The organism is Aeromonas sp. s10 (genome assembly GCF_040907975.1).
Classification (GTDB): Bacteria; Pseudomonadota; Gammaproteobacteria; order Enterobacterales; family Aeromonadaceae; genus Aeromonas; species Aeromonas caviae.
In genome coordinates this window covers 154022-170914 of sequence record NZ_JBFOCV010000036.1, presented here as the reverse complement: position 1 = coordinate 170914, position 16893 = coordinate 154022, and the positions used below count along the sequence as shown (strand labels likewise).

Annotated in this window: 18 protein-coding genes; 15 read left to right on the top strand and 3 right to left on the bottom strand. The window is 60.7% G+C overall.

The window, feature by feature from the left end:
- Positions 1-7: 7 nt before the first annotated feature.
- Complete coding sequence (locus AB5Y59_RS12670) at positions 8-1141, bottom strand: methyltransferase (RefSeq protein ID WP_368212072.1); 1134 nt, start codon at positions 1139-1141, stop codon at positions 8-10.
- Between the two features lie 207 nt (positions 1142-1348).
- Here AB5Y59_RS12670 and AB5Y59_RS12665 point away from each other — a divergent pair, with 207 nt between their 5' ends.
- From AB5Y59_RS12665 to nqrM, 9 genes are all read left to right on the top strand, one after another.
- A complete protein-coding gene (locus tag AB5Y59_RS12665) occupies positions 1349-1657 on the top strand; it encodes a BolA family transcriptional regulator (protein WP_010673364.1) in 309 nt (102 codons plus the stop codon).
- A gap of 419 nt (positions 1658-2076) precedes the next feature.
- Complete coding sequence (locus AB5Y59_RS12660; RefSeq protein WP_029313920.1) at positions 2077-3420, top strand: Na(+)-translocating NADH-quinone reductase subunit A; 1344 nt, start codon at positions 2077-2079, stop codon at positions 3418-3420.
- Between the two features lie 3 nt (positions 3421-3423).
- The gene (locus tag AB5Y59_RS12655) at positions 3424-4653 is read left to right on the top strand and encodes an NADH:ubiquinone reductase (Na(+)-transporting) subunit B (protein WP_010673367.1); all 1230 of its coding nucleotides are present in this window, start codon (positions 3424-3426) and stop codon (positions 4651-4653) included.
- Complete coding sequence (locus AB5Y59_RS12650) at positions 4643-5431, top strand: Na(+)-translocating NADH-quinone reductase subunit C (RefSeq protein WP_039040709.1); 789 nt, start codon at positions 4643-4645, stop codon at positions 5429-5431. The genes AB5Y59_RS12655 and AB5Y59_RS12650 overlap by 11 nt, the downstream gene beginning before the upstream one ends.
- Entirely contained in the window at positions 5424-6056 is a 633-nt protein-coding gene (locus AB5Y59_RS12645) for an NADH:ubiquinone reductase (Na(+)-transporting) subunit D (RefSeq protein ID WP_005303545.1), read from the top strand. The genes AB5Y59_RS12650 and AB5Y59_RS12645 overlap by 8 nt, the downstream gene beginning before the upstream one ends.
- Before the next feature lie 3 nt (positions 6057-6059).
- A complete protein-coding gene (gene nqrE / locus AB5Y59_RS12640) occupies positions 6060-6656 on the top strand; it encodes an NADH:ubiquinone reductase (Na(+)-transporting) subunit E (protein WP_005303538.1) in 597 nt (198 codons plus the stop codon).
- A gap of 17 nt (positions 6657-6673) precedes the next feature.
- Positions 6674-7897 carry an NADH:ubiquinone reductase (Na(+)-transporting) subunit F gene (gene nqrF, locus AB5Y59_RS12635; RefSeq protein WP_010673369.1) on the top strand — a complete coding sequence of 408 codons (1224 nt, stop codon included), beginning with the start codon at positions 6674-6676 and terminating at the stop codon, positions 7895-7897.
- 3 nt (positions 7898-7900) lie between these two features.
- A complete protein-coding gene (locus AB5Y59_RS12630; RefSeq protein ID WP_368212070.1) occupies positions 7901-8938 on the top strand; it encodes an FAD:protein FMN transferase in 1038 nt (345 codons plus the stop codon).
- An 11-nt stretch (positions 8939-8949) separates the two neighbouring features.
- Positions 8950-9174 carry a (Na+)-NQR maturation NqrM gene (gene nqrM / locus AB5Y59_RS12625; RefSeq protein WP_010673371.1) on the top strand — a complete coding sequence of 75 codons (225 nt, stop codon included), beginning with the start codon at positions 8950-8952 and terminating at the stop codon, positions 9172-9174.
- A gap of 80 nt (positions 9175-9254) precedes the next feature.
- On the opposite strand, the gene AB5Y59_RS12620 is transcribed toward nqrM, so the two are convergent.
- Positions 9255-9467, bottom strand: a complete 213-nt coding sequence (locus tag AB5Y59_RS12620; protein WP_041214674.1) for a hypothetical protein — start codon at positions 9465-9467, stop codon at positions 9255-9257.
- 192 nt (positions 9468-9659) lie between these two features.
- Between AB5Y59_RS12620 and dinB the strand changes: the two genes are divergently transcribed.
- From dinB to rlmM, 6 genes are all read left to right on the top strand, one after another.
- Positions 9660-10712: a DNA polymerase IV gene (gene dinB, locus AB5Y59_RS12615; RefSeq protein WP_010673373.1), complete on the top strand. Its 1053-nt coding sequence runs from the start codon at positions 9660-9662 to the stop codon at positions 10710-10712.
- 67 nt (positions 10713-10779) lie between these two features.
- Positions 10780-12915 (top strand): methyl-accepting chemotaxis protein, encoded by a 2136-nt coding sequence (locus tag AB5Y59_RS12610; RefSeq protein ID WP_045523602.1) that lies wholly within the window; start codon positions 10780-10782, stop codon positions 12913-12915.
- A gap of 286 nt (positions 12916-13201) precedes the next feature.
- A complete protein-coding gene (locus AB5Y59_RS12605) occupies positions 13202-14122 on the top strand; it encodes a transcriptional regulator GcvA (protein WP_029313926.1) in 921 nt (306 codons plus the stop codon).
- 12 nt (positions 14123-14134) lie between these two features.
- Positions 14135-14770, top strand: a complete 636-nt coding sequence (locus tag AB5Y59_RS12600) for an alpha/beta fold hydrolase (RefSeq protein WP_368212067.1) — start codon at positions 14135-14137, stop codon at positions 14768-14770.
- A 43-nt stretch (positions 14771-14813) separates the two neighbouring features.
- On the top strand, positions 14814-15200 hold the full coding sequence (locus tag AB5Y59_RS12595; protein ID WP_010673377.1) for a DUF423 domain-containing protein: 387 nt from the start codon (positions 14814-14816) through the stop codon (positions 15198-15200).
- Positions 15193-16287, top strand: coding sequence for a 23S rRNA (cytidine(2498)-2'-O)-methyltransferase RlmM (gene rlmM / locus AB5Y59_RS12590; protein ID WP_041211280.1), 1095 nt, complete (start codon positions 15193-15195; stop codon positions 16285-16287). The genes AB5Y59_RS12595 and rlmM overlap by 8 nt, the downstream gene beginning before the upstream one ends.
- A 66-nt stretch (positions 16288-16353) precedes the next feature.
- Here rlmM and AB5Y59_RS12585 read toward each other — a convergent pair whose 3' ends face one another.
- Complete coding sequence (locus AB5Y59_RS12585) at positions 16354-16797, bottom strand: hypothetical protein (RefSeq protein WP_041211281.1); 444 nt, start codon at positions 16795-16797, stop codon at positions 16354-16356.
- Positions 16798-16893: the final 96 nt, after the last annotated feature.

Here is a 16893-nt window from a genome sequence, read left to right as displayed (position 1 = left end):
TTTATCTTTAGCGTTTGATGGCTTTCAAAATAACGAATTTGCTGTTCGACGCAACGACTTGTGCGTTGCCAAACAGGCGCTTGAGTTTGTTGTGATAGTCCAGATGACGGTTGCCTACTATCCAGAGTTCGCCCCCCTGAGGCAACACCCGGTGGGCATCGCTGAACATTTGCCAGGCGATGTGATCGGTGATCGCTTGCAGCTGATGGAAGGGGGGATTGCAGAGGATCCTGTCCGCTGCCCCGACGGAAACGTCATCGAGACAGTTGTTGACCATGAAGTGGGCACGGGGCAGGGCATCGGGCCGGTTGTGCTCGACGTTGAGCCGTGCGGACGCTACCGCCATCCGGGATTCGTCGATGAAGGTCACCTCCACCTCGCTGTCGCGCGCGAGAAGGGAGAGCCCGAGCACGCCGTTGCCACAGCCCAGATCGATCACTCTGCGGGCACTGTGGATGGGCAGGTTGTCCAGCATGAAGCGGGCGCCGATATCCAGGCTGGTGCGCGAGAACACGTTGGCATGGTTGTGGATGAGCATGTCGGTGCCTTCCAGCGGCCAGACGGTCGGGAAGGGACTGGTCAAGAACGGGCGCTCGGCGGCCGGGGTGCAATGAATGAGGCGCGCCTTCTTCCAGGCGAGCGAGGTGCGGGTCTCCCCCAGATACTTCTCGAACAGCTTGAGGGTGGAGGTGTGGATGTCCTTGGCCTTGCCGGCAGCAATGATGCGGGTCGCGGGGGTCACGACCCCGCGCAGGGCAAGCAGTTGCTGCTCCAGCAGCGCCTGATACTTGGAGACCTTGATCACCACCAGGGCGGGGGCATCGGGCAGGGGGGCCAGCGCATCCTGCAGGGTGATGGCGTGGGGATCCAGCCCGTTTTCCGCCAGATTGGCCAGGGTGGCCCGCTCGCTGATGTGGGAGTCGGTCACGCAGACGGGGGTGTGGGCATGCAGATAGCCGGCCAGGGCGCCGAAGCCGTCGTTCATGATGATGACGGGGCCGTCAGGTGCCTGCTGCGATTCGGCAAGGTGGCTTATCAGATACTCGTCCGCCGCATCCCAGGCCTGCAGGGGATCCTGGCTCTGCCGTGGGTAACGATACAGGGTCAGGCGGCAGTGGGCCGTGTCGAGCAGGGTTTGCATAGGCAAGAGTCCAACGTGTGATTGATGAATGGCGACCGTCTGCCCCGTGTTGCCCGGCAGCGGTGAAAGTGGCGCTATTCTAGCGGCGGCGGAGAAATTCACCAGTCCGGTACGGCGAGAGCGAGCTGATCCTTCGTACCTGATGCATCGGGCGCACAACCCTGGCTACAATGGCCGGATATTCAACGAGGAGTCCTTACCGTGAGCATGCAACAACAGATAGAGGCCAAGCTGGCCGCCGCGCTCTCCCCGAGCCACCTGGAAGTGATCAATGAAAGCTACATGCACAGGGTGGCACCGGGCTCCGAAAGCCACTTCAAGGTAGTCGTGGTGAGCCAGGCGTTTGAGGGACAGCGTTTGCTGGGGCGCCATCGTCAGGTGAACGGGGTGCTGGCCGACGAGTTGGCGGGAGCCATTCATGCATTGGCGCTGCATACCTATACCGAATCCGAGTGGCAGGCCCGGGAGCAGGCGCCAAAGACGCCGGGTTGCGTCAGCAAATCCCCCTTTGCGTGAGCCGTTGGACCTTCTGATGGCGCCTTCCTCGGGCCATTAACAGCGCTATCACGAATGGTGTGCAGCCAGGGATGAGGGGTGTAGCATTATTTTTTCTAATCCTTTTCCTTATGTTTGAAAAATACCTCTATATGGTTAGTTTTGCGAAAAGTCCTTTAAAACCACGGTTTGCAAGGACGTGCGCGAAATATTCAGTGAAGGTTAATTTTGTGATAGGGCGGGGATTTTCCCCATTTGGCGTGGCGGCTAACTCGCCTAAGGTGGTAAACTCAGGCGCTTTTGAATGATCCTGTATGTTGCTGATTTGTTTATTTCTTCGACAGCTTTCCGCGATGTTGACGGGCTCATTCAACAACTCGTCGTGATGTATTTCTCGGCGCTAACCAACCTGTCTTCCCTTAACGGTAGTGCAAGTGAGTATGATTACAATTAAAAGAGGACTGGACATCCCCGTGCTGGGTGCTCCGGAGCAAGTAATCTACGATGGCCCGGCCATCACCCGTGTTGCTACACTCGGCGAAGAGTTCGTGGGGATGCGTCCTACTATGTTTGTCAAAGTAGGTGATCGCGTCATTAAAGGTCAGGAGCTCTTCGAAGATAAGAAGAATCCCGGCGTTAAATTCACGGCCCCTGCCACCGGTGTGGTTTCTGAGATCAACCGTGGTGCCAAGCGTGTTCTCCAGTCCGTCGTCATCGACATCGATGGGTCCGACGAGCAGGTGACCTTTGAGCATTTTGCCTCCGCCGAGCTGGCACAGCTCGAGCGCAGCAAGGTGCAGGAGATCCTGGTCGCATCAGGCCAATGGACCGCGCTGCGTACCCGCCCGTTCAGCAAGGTGCCGGCCGTGGGCTCCACCCCGCGCGCCATCTTCGTCACCGCCATGGACACCAACCCGTTGGCCGCCAGTGCGGAGCTGATCATCAAGGAGCAGGCCCAGGCCTTCCTCGACGGTCTGGCCGTGCTGACCCGCCTGACCGATGGTACCGTCCACGTCTGCAAGGGCGAAGCCAGCCTGCCGCACTCCTCCCTGGCCCAGGTCAAGGAAGCAGTGTTCGTCGGTCCGCATCCCGCCGGTCTGCCGGGCACCCACATCCACTTCCTGGATCCGGTCGGTGCCAACAAGGTGCAGTGGCACATCAACTATCAGGACGTGATCGCTTACGGCAAGCTGTTCACCACCGGCCAGATCTTCACCGACAAGGTGATCTCCCTGGCTGGCCCGAACGTCATCAAGCCGCGTCTGCTGCGTACCCGTCTGGGTGCCAGCCTCAGCCAGCTGACCAACAACGAGCTGCGTGCGGACGAAAACCGCATCATCTCCGGTTCCCTGCTGAGCGGTGCTAAGGCCGAAGGGGTCCATGACTACCTGGGTCGCTTCCACAACCAGGTGAGCGTGCTGGGCGAAGGCCGTGAGAAAGAGTTCATGGGCTGGGTCAAACCCAGTGCCAACAAGTTCTCCATCACCCGTACCACCCTCTCTCACCTGATGAAGGGCAAACTCATCAACTTCACTACCACCACCAACGGTAGTGATCGCTCCATGGTGCCTATCGGCAACTATGAGCGTGTGATGCCGCTCGACATCCTGCCGACCCTGCTGCTGCGGGATCTGATCTCCGGTGATACCGACAGCGCGCAGGCGCTCGGCTGCCTGGAGCTGGATGAGGAAGATTTGGCGCTCTGTACCTTCGTCTGCCCCGGCAAGACAGAGTACGGCCCCGTCTTGCGTGAGTGCCTGACCAAGATCGAACTGGAAGGTTAAGCGATGAGTTTCAAGCAACTTCTTGAAAATATGGAACATCACTTCGAGCCGGGTGGCAAGTACGCAAAGTACTATGCCTTGTTCGAAGCGGCGTACACCCTGTTTTATACCCCGGGTTCCGTGACCCGCAATGCCGCCCACGTCCGTGATGCGATCGATCTGAAGCGCATGATGATCATGGTGTGGCTGGCTGTGTTCCCGGCCATGTTCTGGGGCATGTACAACGTCGGCAACCAGTCCATCGCCGCCATCGCCCACATGGGCAGCGCGGCCGGTGCCGATTCCTGGCAATACGCCCTGGCCACCCTGTTCGGTGCCTCGCTGGATCCGGCCGTCGCCGGCATCGGCAGCAAGATGCTGATCGGTGCGGCGCACTTCTTCCCGATCTACATCACCGTCTTCATCGTCGGTGGTTTCTGGGAAGTGTTGTTCGCCATGGTGCGCAAGCACGAGATCAACGAAGGCTTCTTCGTGACCTCCATCCTGTTCGCCCTGATCGTGCCGCCCGAGCTGCCCTTGTGGCAAGCTGCCCTGGGTATCACCTTCGGTGTGGTGCTGGCCAAGGAAGTGTTCGGTGGTACCGGCAAAAACTTCCTGAACCCGGCGTTGGCGGGTCGTGCCTTCCTGTTCTTCGCCTACCCGGGTCAAATCTCCGGTGATGCGGTCTGGGTTGCCGTTGACGGCTTCTCCGGCGCAACCGCACTGAGCCAGTGGGCCCAGGGCGGCCAGATGGCGCTGATCAACGGTGCCACCGGTGAAGCCATCAGCTGGATGGATGCCTTCCTTGGCAACCTGCCCGGTTCCATCGGTGAAGTTTCCACCCTGATGATCCTCATCGGCGCAGCCATGATCGTCTACATGCGCATCGCCTCCTGGCGCATCATCGCCGGCGTCATGGTCGGCATGGTCGCGACCTCCCTGCTGTTCAACGTCATCGGTTCCGATACCAACCCCATGTTCAGCATGCCGTGGCACTGGCACCTGGTGTTGGGTGGCTTCGCGTTCGGCATGGCCTTCATGGCGACCGACCCCGTTTCCGCTGCCTTCACCAACAAGGGCAAGTGGTGGTATGGCGCCCTGATCGGCGTGATGGTGGTGCTGATCCGGGTAGTGAACCCTGCATTCCCGGAAGGCATGATGCTGGCCATTCTGTTCGCCAACCTGTTTGCCCCCTTGTTTGACCATTTCGTGGCACAGGCGAACATCAAGCGGAGGATCGCACGTGGCGTTTAATAAAGACTCTACTACCGGCACTCTCGCCGTAGTGACCGGTCTGTGTCTGGTCTGCTCCATCGTGGTCTCCGTGGCCGCCGTGGGTCTGCGTCCGGCCCAGCTGGAAAACAAGGCGCTGGACAAGCAAAGTAACATCCTGTCCGTCGCCGGCGTCGACATCAGCGCCGTGGCCAAGCGTGACCTGGCCCAGCTCTATGGCGACAAGATTGAAGCGCGTCTGGTGGATCTGACCACTGGTGAGTTCGTTGACGGCGATGCCGACAACTTCGACACCAAGGTTGCCGCCAAGGATCCGGCCAAGAGCATCCGTCTGGCCCCGGCCGACGACAAGGCCGGCCTGCGTCAGATCTCCAAGCTGGTTCCCGTGTTCTTCGCGAAAGATGCCGAAGGCAAGGTCGACAACATCATCCTGCCGATCTACGGCCAGGGTCTGTGGTCCACCATGTATGCCTTCGTAGCGGTCGCGGCCGACGGTCAGACCATCAAGGGCATCACCTACTATGACCATGGTGAAACCCCGGGTCTGGGTGGCGAGATCGAGAACCCGGCCTGGCGCGAGCTGTTCGTCGGCAAGAAGCTGTTCGACCAGAACGGTCAGCCTGCGCTGCGGGTGATCAAGGGCCATGCTCCGGCTGGTTCCGAGCATGAAATCGACGGCCTGTCTGGTGCAACCCTGACCGGTAATGGTGTACAGCACACCTTCGACTTCTGGATGGGCCCCAAGGGCTTCGGTCCCTTCCTGGCCAAGGTACGTGCAGGAGAAATCAACAATGGCTGACAAGAGCGAAATGAAAAAGTTGCTGTTGACGCCTGTGCTCGGCAACAACCCCATCGCACTGCAGGTGCTGGGTGTCTGTTCCGCGCTGGCCGTTACCAGCCAGATGAAGACGGCGTTCGTGATGACGCTGGCCGTTACCGCGGTCACCGCCTTCTCCAACCTGTTCATCTCCCTGATCCGCAACCAGATCCCGAACAGCGTGCGGATCATCGCCCAGATGGCGGTGATTGCCTCGCTGGTTATCGTGGTTGACCAGGTGCTCAAGGCGTATGCCTATGACATCTCCAAGCAACTGTCGGTGTTCGTCGGCCTCATCATCACCAACTGTATCGTGATGGGTCGTGCCGAAGCCTACGCCATGAAGAGTGCCCCGCTGCCCTCCTTCCTGGACGGTATCGGCAACGGTCTGGGTTATGGCGCCGTGCTGCTGACCGTGGCCACCGTGCGCGAGATCCTGGGTTCCGGCACCTGGTTCGGCATCGAGCTGCTGCCGCTGGTGAACAATGGTGGCTGGTATGTGCCCAACGGCCTGCTGCTGCTGCCGCCGAGTGCGTTCTTCATCATTGGTCTGATCATCTGGGGCGTGCGCACCAAGGATCCCAAGCAGGTGGAGGCGAAGGATTAAGGTATGGAACACTATATCAGTCTGTTGATTCGCTCGATCTTCATCGAGAACCTGGCGCTCTCCTTCTTCCTGGGGATGTGTACCTTCCTGGCGGTGTCCAAGAAGGTCAAGACCGCCATGGGTCTGGGGATTGCCGTTATCGTGGTTCAGACCGTTGCCGTCCCGGCCAACAACCTGATCTACAACTACGTGCTCAAAGACGGTGCCCTGGTATCCGGTCTGGATCTGAGCTTCCTGAGCTTCATCACCTTCATCGGGGTGATCGCGGCCCTGGTGCAGATCCTGGAGATGGCGCTGGACAAGTACTTCCCGGCCCTCTACAACGCCCTCGGTATCTTCCTGCCGCTCATCACCGTGAACTGCGCCATCTTCGGCGGCGTCTCCTTCATGGTGCAGCGTGACTACAACTTCGTTGAGTCCGTGGTCTATGGCGTGGGTTCGGGTGCAGGCTGGATGCTGGCTATCGTCGCGATGGCAGGGATCCGCGAGAAAATGAAATATTCCGATGTTCCGGAAGGCCTGCGCGGCCTCGGCATCACCTTCATCACCGCGGGTCTGATGGCGCTGGGCTTCATGTCCTTCTCTGGTATTTCCCTGTAATCGGAAAGGAAATATAGATGGAAATTATTCTGGGTGTGGTCATGTTCACCGTGATCCTGCTGGCCTTGGTGGCAGTCATTCTGTTCGCCAAGTCCAAGCTGGTGACCGCCGGTGACGTGACAATCAGCATCAACGGCGACCCGGCCAAGGCTGTGACCAGCCCGGCGGGTGGCAAGCTGCTTGGCGTGCTCGCCGGCAGTGGTATCTTCGTCTCCTCCGCCTGTGGCGGCGGCGGCTCCTGTGGTCAGTGCAAGGTGCGTGTGAAATCCGGCGGCGGCGACATCCTGCCGACCGAGCTGGATCACATCAGCAAGGGCGAAGCCCGTCATGGGGAGCGTCTGGCCTGCCAGGTCACCGTGCGTTCCGACATGGACATCGAGCTGCCGGAAGAGATCTTCGGCGTGAAGAAGTGGGACTGTACCGTCATCTCCAATGACAACAAGGCCACCTTCATCAAGGAGCTCAAGCTGCAGATCCCCGATGGCGAGAGCGTGCCGTTCCGTGCCGGTGGTTATATCCAGATCGAAGCGCCTGCCCACCACGTGCAGTACAAGAACTTCGATATTCCCGAGGAGTATCGTGGCGACTGGGATCGCTTCAAGATCTTCGAGCTGGAGTCCAAGGTCAACGAGCCGATCATCCGTGCCTACTCCATGGCGAACTATCCGGAAGAGTTCGGCATCATCATGCTGAACGTGCGGATCGCGACTCCGCCGCCCAGCAACTGGACTGCCCCTCCCGGCCAGATGTCTTCCTACATCTTCAGCCTGAAGGCTGGTGACAAGGTGACCATCTCCGGTCCGTTCGGCGAGTTCTTTGCCAAGGACACCGACGCCGAAATGGTGTTCGTCGGTGGTGGTGCGGGTATGGCGCCGATGCGCTCCCACATCTTCGACCAGCTGCGCCGTCTGAAGACCAAGCGCAAGATGAGCTTCTGGTACGGTGCCCGTTCCAAGCGCGAGATGTTCTATGTCGAAGACTTCGACATGCTGCAGGCCGAGAACGACAACTTCCAGTGGCACGTCGCCCTGTCCGATCCGCAACCGGAAGACAACTGGGATGGCTACACCGGCTTCATCCACAACGTGTTGTTCGAGAACTACCTCAAGAACCACGAGGCGCCTGAGGATTGCGAGTTCTACATGTGCGGGCCTCCCGTGATGAACGCCGCCGTCATCAACATGCTGAAGAACCTCGGTGTTGAAGACGAGAACATCCTGCTGGATGACTTCGGTGGTTAATCCATGCACAGCGTTGTAAAGACCTGGCTAGCCTTCGGGCTAGCCTTTTTCTTGACTGGGTGCGGTCAGGAAACGGTCCAATCGAAGCCGGAGATCCACATCACCGGCAGCACCATGGGTACCTACTACTCCATCAAGGTGGCAGATAGCGCCGTTCAGGATGCCGCCAGGCTGCAAGTCGAGGTCGACGTCTTGCTGGAGCGGGTCAACGATCAGATGTCGACCTATCGCCCGGATTCCGAGCTGTCACGCTTCAACCAGCACAAGAGCAATACCCCTGTGGTGGTTTCCCGCGATACCGCGCGGGTGGTGACCGAGGCCATTCACATTGGCCGCGAGAGCCGCGGGGCGCTGGACGTCACCGTCGGTCCTCTGGTCAATCTGTGGGGCTTTGGGCCGGATGCCAGACCGACCAAGGTGCCGTCCGACGAGCTGATCGCCCAGACCCGGCAGAAGACGGGCCTTGGCAATCTGCATGTGATAACCTCTGCCGATGCCGATACCCTGCAAAAGGACATCCCGGACCTCTACGTGGATCTCTCCGCCATTGCCAAGGGGTTTGGCGTGGACAAGGTGGCCGAGTACCTGGAGTCCCAGGGGGCGCGCAACTATCTGGTGGAGATAGGCGGCGAGCTGCGCATCAATGGTGTCAACGGCAAGGGGCATCCCTGGCGTGTCGCCATCGAGAAGCCGACCGTCAATGCCGGTTCCGTACAAGAGGTGATCCTGCCCGGTGACAACGGAGTGGCCACCTCGGGCGAGTACCGCAACTATTACGAGCTGGACGGCAAGCGCTTCTCCCACACCATGGATCCGCTGACGGGCAAGCCCATCCAGCACCGCCTGGTGTCGGTGACCGTCATCCACCCCTCCTGCATGACTGCAGACGGGTTGGCGACCGTGTTCATGGTCATGGGGCCGGAGAAGAGCCTGGCCTATGCCAAGGAACGGGGGCTGGCCATCTTCACCATCACCAAGACGGATGACGGGTTCGAAGAGGCCTATTCGGATGCCTTCAAACCATATCTGGTCAAGAAGTAAGGGGTAACTACATGCAGATCTTTCTGATCACCTTCGGGGTGTTTCTGATGGTCGTGGTGGCCATGGCCATCGGCTACATTTTCCAGCGCAAGTCCATCTCCGGCTCCTGTGGCGGCCTGGGTTCCATCGGGATCGAGAAGGAGTGCGACTGCCCCGAGCCTTGTGACAACCGCAAGAAGAAGATGGCCAAAGAAGAGGCCCGTCGCAAGATGCTGGTGGACAACCGCATCATCTAACGGCGGATATCGCTCTGAAGGCAGCCTTGCAACGAAACGAGCCGCCCCCTGGGTCGGCTCGTTTTTTATGTGGAATGGGGTCAGTAGTCATATTGGCTGCATGCCTTTTCTTTGAACTCTTTCTTTCGCTTTGCCAGCTCCTCCCTGGTGCCCAGTTCATCTCCCTGCCTGATGGCGGTTTCCAGTATCTCGATGCGCTTGTACAGCCAGCTGCATTCGGCTGTCGGATGATCCTTGGCCATGGTCGCTAGCGGCAACAGCAGCAGGCAGAGCCCCGCCCGGATGATGCTCATGCTTCTCCTCCTTGAGTCTCGTGCGGATGTGGCCTTGAGAGTCTATGCCGCCGCGCCCGCGCGCAGACTGGTAGAAATGACAGGGGTGGGGTAGCATGATTCAATCCACTGATTATCTATACAGTGGTGTCGTCGGCAGGCCGTCCCCCTGGTGGCCACGCGACCGGCACCGACACAGCAACAGACACGGCCATGCGCAAGATCATTCACATCGACATGGACTGCTTCTTCGCCGCGGTGGAGATGCGGGACAACCCGGCCCTTAGGGAGGTGCCGCTCGCCATCGGTGGCGCTGCTGACCGACGCGGAGTCATCTCCACCTGCAACTACGTGGCGCGCCGCTTCGGGGTGCGCTCCGCCATGCCGAGCGCCCTGGCCAGAAAGCTCTGTCCGCCATTGGTGCTGATCCCCGGGCGGATGGCCGTCTACAAAGAAACTTCGCGCCAGTTGCGCGCCATCTTCCTGCGCTACACCGAGCAGGTGGAGCCGCTCTCCCTCGATGAAGCCTATCTCGACGTGACCCAGAGTCCCCGCTGCGGTGGCAGCGCCACCCTGATGGCGGCGGAGATCCGCGCCGCCATCAGCGCCGAGCTTGGGCTGACTGCCTCGGCCGGTGTGGCGCCGAACAAGTTTCTGGCCAAGCTCGCCTCCGAGCAGCGCAAGCCTGACGGCCTGTTCGTCATCCGCCCCCAGGAGGTGGACGAGTTCGTGCGCCAGCTCCCCCTTGGCAAGCTGCCCGGCATCGGCCGCAAGACGGCAGAGCGGCTGGAGTCCCTCGGGCTCTACTCCTGCGAAGATGCCCGCCAGCTCGGCAACGAGGAGCTGATCGCCCGTTTCGGCAAGCTCGGGGAGATGCTGGCCGGCCGCATCTGGGGGCATGATGATCAGCCGGTGCAGGCCAGGCGGGTGCGCAAGAGCATCGGTGTGGAGACGACGCTCGCCAGCGACGTGCTGGACGAGGACGCCTGCTGGCAGGTGCTCAGCCGGCTCATTCCCGAGCTGGAGCAGCGTTTTGCCAAGGCCTGCCCTGCGGAGATGCTGATGGGGCAGGGGATCAAGCTGAAGTTTGCCGATTTTCACCAGACCACCGTCTATCGCAAGGGGAGTTATCAGGCGGCCCGCTTCCACGATCTGCTGCACGAGGGACTGCAACGGGCTCAAGGAAAACCCATTCGCCTGCTCGGTCTGGTCGTTGGTTTGCCCGGAGCGGGTGAAATCAATCAATTAAGCCTGGATCTCTGCTGATTTAGTTAAGTTTTTGTATCCAAAACCGATACAGTGTTCACATCTGTAGACGTTAGGAAATAGTGGCATGAGTTCTCTTTCTGTTCAGGGACGGATCACCCTGATCGCCGGTTGCTGTCTGCTGGCCAGTGCCGTCGCGCTGGTGGCTTCTTCTCTTTTCAACGCGGCCCGCATGCAGGAGCAGGTGCTCACCTCCACCACCCTGGAGGGGCAGCACGCGGCAGAAAACTGGATGCAGGCCATGGGGGCGACCCAGGCAGCCCGGGTGACCAGCTACCTCGATGAGGCTTACTTCAGGGCTACCCTGCTTGCCGAGGGCATCTTGTTCCAGCGCAAGAACGCGGCCGACAACTTCGTTCACTCCGAGGCGCTGCGCAATGCCGTCAACCAGCAGTTGCAGGATGCTGCGGAGTCGTCAGCGAACCTGCTCGGTGTCTATGCGGTATTCGAACCCAACCAGCTCGACGGGGAGGATGACAACTATCAGGGGTCGACGGCGCTCGGCGCCAACGACAAGGGGCGTTTTTCCAGCTATTGGGCCAGGGTCGACGGCAAGGTCAACCTGGAGGTGATGGACGAGGCGATGCTGGCCAACGACAAGCCCTCCGGACACGGCGGCCTTGAGAACGACTGGTACAGTTGCAGCATCCGCAGCAAGGCGCTCTGTCTGCTCGAACCCTATGTGGACGAGGTGGGGACCCAGCAGGTGTTGATGACCTCGGTAACCGTGCCGCTGCTGGACCAGGGCTCCCTGCTTGGCATGGTGGGGGTCGACATCTCCCTGGGGACCCTGCAGAGCCTGGTGGAAGAGATGGGCCGGACCCTCTACAAGGGGCAGGGCAAGGTGCTTCTGCTCAGCAGTGAAGGGCGGGTGGCCGGCGTGGAAGGGTTCCCGGTCGCCCTTGGCAATCTGCTGGAGCAGCAAGGGCTGGCGCAGGATCTCAAGGGGTGGCTGACCAAGGGAGATGTGGTGACGCGCTGGAGCCCGGATGGCGCACTGTTGCAGACCTTCGTGCCGGTCAGCATGCGCGGTACGGATCGCAAGTGGGGCATCTATATCGAGCTGCCCCGCGCCGTGGTGCTCGCCTCGGCCCTGCAACTGCAAGGGGAGCTTGAGGATCAGGCCCAGCGCAGCGTGGCAACCCAGCTCACGATAGGTGGCGGGATTTCGGCGCTCGCCCTGCTCTGCATCTGGCTGATGGCCCAGCGCATCGTGGCGCCCATCCGCGCCGTGGTGGCACGCCTCAAGGACATCGCCAGCGGGGAGGGGGATCTCACCCAGCGCATCGATCTGCGCAGGGATGACGAGATAGGCGAGCTGGCCAAGTGGTTCAACAAGTTTCTGGACAAGCTGCAATCCACCATCAGCCAGGTGATCGACACCGTTGCGGGCACTCGGGCCAGTGCGGCCCTGGCGGCGCAAGGGGCAGCCCGTACCAGCGCCGGCATGCAGTCCCAGTATCAGGAGGTGGATCTGGTGGCGACCGCGTTTGAAGAGTTGAGCGCCACCGCCCTGCAGGTCGCCGGCAATGCCAATGCGGCGGTGGCGGCGGCCGATGAGGCCGACACGGCGGCCCAGGAGGGTAAGTCCGTGGTGGCGCAGACCCAGGAGGCCATGTCCAGACTGATGACGGTGATAAGCGATGCCAAACCAGTGGTGGAGCACCTCTCCGCCAACAGCGACAACATCAACGACATCCTGGTGGTGATCCAGGGGATTGCCGAGCAGACCAACCTGCTGGCCCTGAACGCGGCCATCGAGGCGGCCCGAGCAGGTGAGCAGGGGCGCGGTTTTGCGGTGGTCGCCGACGAGGTGCGCAACCTGGCGGGACGAACCCAGAACGCCATCGTCGAGATCCAGAACCTCATCGGCCAGTTGCAGTCGGGGACGGAGGCGGTGGTGAAGGCGATCCTGACCGGTCATCACCAGGCGGATCTGACCCTCACCAAGGTGGAGCTGTCGGTCAGCGTGCTGGAGCAGATCATCCAGGCTGTCGGCACCATCCACCAGATGAACGAGCAGATCGCGAGGGCCGCGCAGGAGCAGAGCGGAGTGGCGGACGAGATCAATCGCAACGTCAGCAACATTCGCGATGTGAGCCATACCATTCGGGCGGAAGCGGCGACCTCCGCCGACAACGGGCGCGAGCTGTCGCAACTGGCGGACAAGCAGCAGCAACTGGTGGGCCAGTTCCGGGTGTAGGGGAGGATAAGAAAAAAGGCGCCATCCAACCGGAGGCGCCAAACACATTCAGATGACAGACTGGGTTAAATCGACCTGATTTAGCCCTTCTTCCCGCAGAGGAAGAAACACAACACCACAATCACTGTCGACTCACTCACAAAAACCACATGTAAACCAACATGGAAGAGAAGGTGTGAGCCATATGACAACGAATTGCGTGGCGAATTATGTTTATTCACTGGTCGACCCGCAACCGACAATTTATAATGCGCCCCATTAGAAAAATTCATCGTCGGCCGATTCCATGTCTCGTCGTTTACCTCCGCTCAATGCACTGAAAGCGTTTGAAGCCGCGGCTCGTCACTTGAGCTTTACCCGCGCAGCAGAAGAGCTGTTCGTGACCCAGGCAGCCATCAGCCACCAGATCAAGGCGCTGGAGGAGTATCTCGGCATCAAGCTGTTTCGCCGCAAGAATCGCTCCCTGCTACTGACCGAGGAGGGGCAGAGCTACTTCCTCGACATCAAGGACATCTTCGCCTCCATCTCCGAGGCGACCGACAAGCTGCTGGCCCGCAGCGCCAAGGGGGCGCTCACCGTCTCCCTGCAGCCGAGCTTCGCCATCCAGTGGCTGGTGCCCCGCCTGGTCAAGTTCAGCGAACGCCACCCGGACATCGATGTGCGGATCAAGGCGGTGGACATGGACGAGGGGTCGCTGACCGACGACGTGGACGTGGCCATCTACTACGGCCGCGGCAACTGGCCCGGGCTGCGCTCGGACAAGCTGCACACCGAATACCTGATCCCGGTCTGCTCGCCCCTGTTGCTGACCGGCCCCAAGCCCCTGCGCACCCCGGACGATCTGACCCGTCACACCCTGCTGCACGACACCTCCCGGCGCGACTGGAAGGCCTGGTTCCGCCAGCTCGATATCGACGCGCCCAATGTCAATCAGGGGCCCATCTTCAGCCACTCCACCATGGTGATCCAGGCGGCGATCCACGGTCAGGGGGTGGCGCTCGGCCACAGCGTGCTGGCCCAGCCGGAGATCGAGGCGGGTCGTCTCATCTGCCCGTTCGAGCAGGTGCTGGTGAGCAAGAACGCTTTCTATCTGGTGTGTCAGGAGCAGCAGTCCGATCAGGGCAAGATAGTGGCCTTCCGTGACTGGATGCTGGAACTGGTGGAGCAGGAAGAGGCCCGCAGGCGTGCCCGCCTTGCCGATGCCTGAGGAGTTGACCTGGTGACTGACCTGACAAGAGAGGGGGCGAGTGACGCCCCCGTTCGCATTCTGCTGGCCCACGGCGCGGGGGCGGGCATGGAGCACCGCTTCCTGGCCGAGTTGTCGCGACTGCTGGCGGGGCCGGAGATCGAGGTAGTGCGCTTCAACTTCCCCTATATGACCAAACGGGCTCAGGACGGCAAACGCAGGCCGCCGGACAGACAACCCGTGCTGCTCGCCCACTGGCGCGAGATGGTGCGCCAGTTTGCCCATCCCCGGCTGTTTCTGGCGGGCAAGTCCATGGGGGGAAGGGTGGCGGCCGAGCTGTTTTGCGAGGGGGACGACGAGATGGATGCTGCAGGATTGATCGTTCTCGGGTATCCTTTCCACCCCCCGGCCAAGCCCGACGCATGGCGGGGCGAGGTGCTCAAGCTGATCACGACGCCCACGCTGCTGCTGCAGGGGGAGCGCGATACCTTCGGTTCTCGCGCCGAGCTGGCCGATTTCCCCTTCTCACCCGCCGTATCGGTCCACTGGCTGACCGACGGGGATCATGGTTTCAAACCGAGAAAGGCGAGCGGCATGAGCGAGCAGGAGAACCTGCGCCTGGCCGCGGAGCGGATCAAGGGTTTTATCGCGGCGGTGGGCCGCTCCTGACCATCTCGAGCGGGTCGAGAGAAGAAGCGTGCAAGGAGAGAAGATGCAGATCCAACGACATTGGCTGGTGCTGGCGGGCTTCTTCGGCCTGACGGCCACCATGCTCGGGGCCTACGGCGCTCATGGGCTGGCGGCGACCGGCATTGCTCCTTCGTTGCTGGCGGCGTTCAACACCGCCGTGCAATACCAGTTTTTCCACGCCCTGGCCCTGCTGGTGCTGGGGTTGTGCGGCGTGCGCGGCAAGGTGATCACCTTCGCGGGCGCCGTCTTTGTGCTGGGGATCCTGGGATTCTCCGGCAGTATTTACGCCATGGTGCTGCTTGGCAGCAAGGGGCTGGGGCTCATCACCCCGGCCGGTGGCCTCTGTTTTATGTTGGGATGGGCGGCTCTGATGTGGGCCGGCTGTCGTCTTGGAGGAAAGAATGAATAATCTGCTGCTTTATTGCCGCCCGGGTTTTGAGAAAGAGGCGGCGGCAGAGATCACCGAGCGTGCCGGCAACATGCAGTGCTACGGCTTTGCCCGGGTCAAGGACGACAGCGGCTATGTGATCTTCGAGTTGTATGACGAGGAGCAGGCCGATCTGCTGGCGCGCAAGCTGCCGTTCCGCGAGCTCATCTTCATTCGCCAGATGCTGGTGGTGACCCACGAGCTGAAAGATCTGGAAATAAGCGATCGGGTCTCTCCCATCCTGGAGGCGGCGAGCGGTTACGCCATTTGCGGTGATCTGCGGGTGGAGACGGCCGATACCAACGAGGCGAAGGAGCTCTCCGCCTTTTGCCGCAAGTTCACCGTGCCGCTTCGCCAGGCGCTGCGCAGCAACGAGATCCTGACCAAGAAGGAGACCCCGAACCGTCCCGTGTTCCACGCCTTCTTCCTGGCCAATGACCACCTGATGCTGGGGTACTCCTACTCCTTCAACAACTCTGCCTTCCACATGGGGATCCCGCGCCTGCGATTCCCGGCCGATGCCCCGAGCCGCTCCAGCCTCAAGCTGGAAGAGGCGTTCTACGTCTTCGTGCCGAAGGAAGAGTGGGACTTGCGCCTGTGCTCCGGCCTGAAGGCCGTGGATCTTGGCGCCTGCCCGGGTGGCTGGACCTATCAGCTGGTGCGTCGCGGCATGATGGTGACGGCGGTGGACAACGGCATGATGGCCCAATCCCTGATGGACACAGGTCAGGTGAAGCACATCCGTGACGATGGTTTCGTGTGGCGGCCGAGCAAGAAGAATACCTACTGGCTGGTGTGCGACATGGTGGACAAACCGGCGCGAGTGACCCACATGGTGGCCGACTGGTTCAGGGAGAACGACTGTCAGGAAGCCATGTTCAACCTCAAGCTGCCGATGAAGAAGCGCTACGCCGAGGCGGTGCACAACATCGAGGTGCTGCGCGGACTGCTGGCCGAGATCGACAGCGGCTTCATCATTCAGGCCAAACAGCTCTATCACGATCGCGAAGAGATCACGGTGCACGTCTACAACAAGTTCTGGGTCTCCAAGCTGGCACCCAAGTCCTGAAGCAGCATCGGGAACAGGGCATGAAAAAACCGGACGGTGACGTCCGGTTTTTTTGTGTCTGGGTCATCAGAAGCGGTAGTCCAGACGCATCATGGACTCGTCGTCGGTGATCTTCAGCTCAATTTGCAGGGGAATGGTCTTGTCACTGGGGTTGAACTGCATCTTGACGCCATCCCCGCGAAGCTTGACCGAGGTGTTGATGCCGCCAGCGTTGAACTTGATCCTGGGCTTTTGCTTTTCGAAGGAGAGGCTGACGCTCTTCTCTGCCGTGAGGTTCAGTTTCTGATAGGGGGTGACCTGCCGATTACCGTTGCTGTCGGTGGTGATATCCACCCCCAGGGAGAGCGGCTTGGGCTGTTTGAGCAGATCGTTGGTATCCAGGGTGGATTGCCAGGTCTGCTTGGCTGGCGCCTCGTGCTGGGGAGGCGGCGTCAACCAGGCATTGTCGACTGGCCTGTCTAATGCCGTGGCACTGCTGCTGACAATCAGCAAGATGAAAGTAGCACGCATGGTGGATCTCCTTATCCCTCATATCAACATAGTATTCATCTGGCGAGGGAGGTAGGGAGGCGTTGGCATAAAACAAAGGGAGCCGAAGCTCCCTTT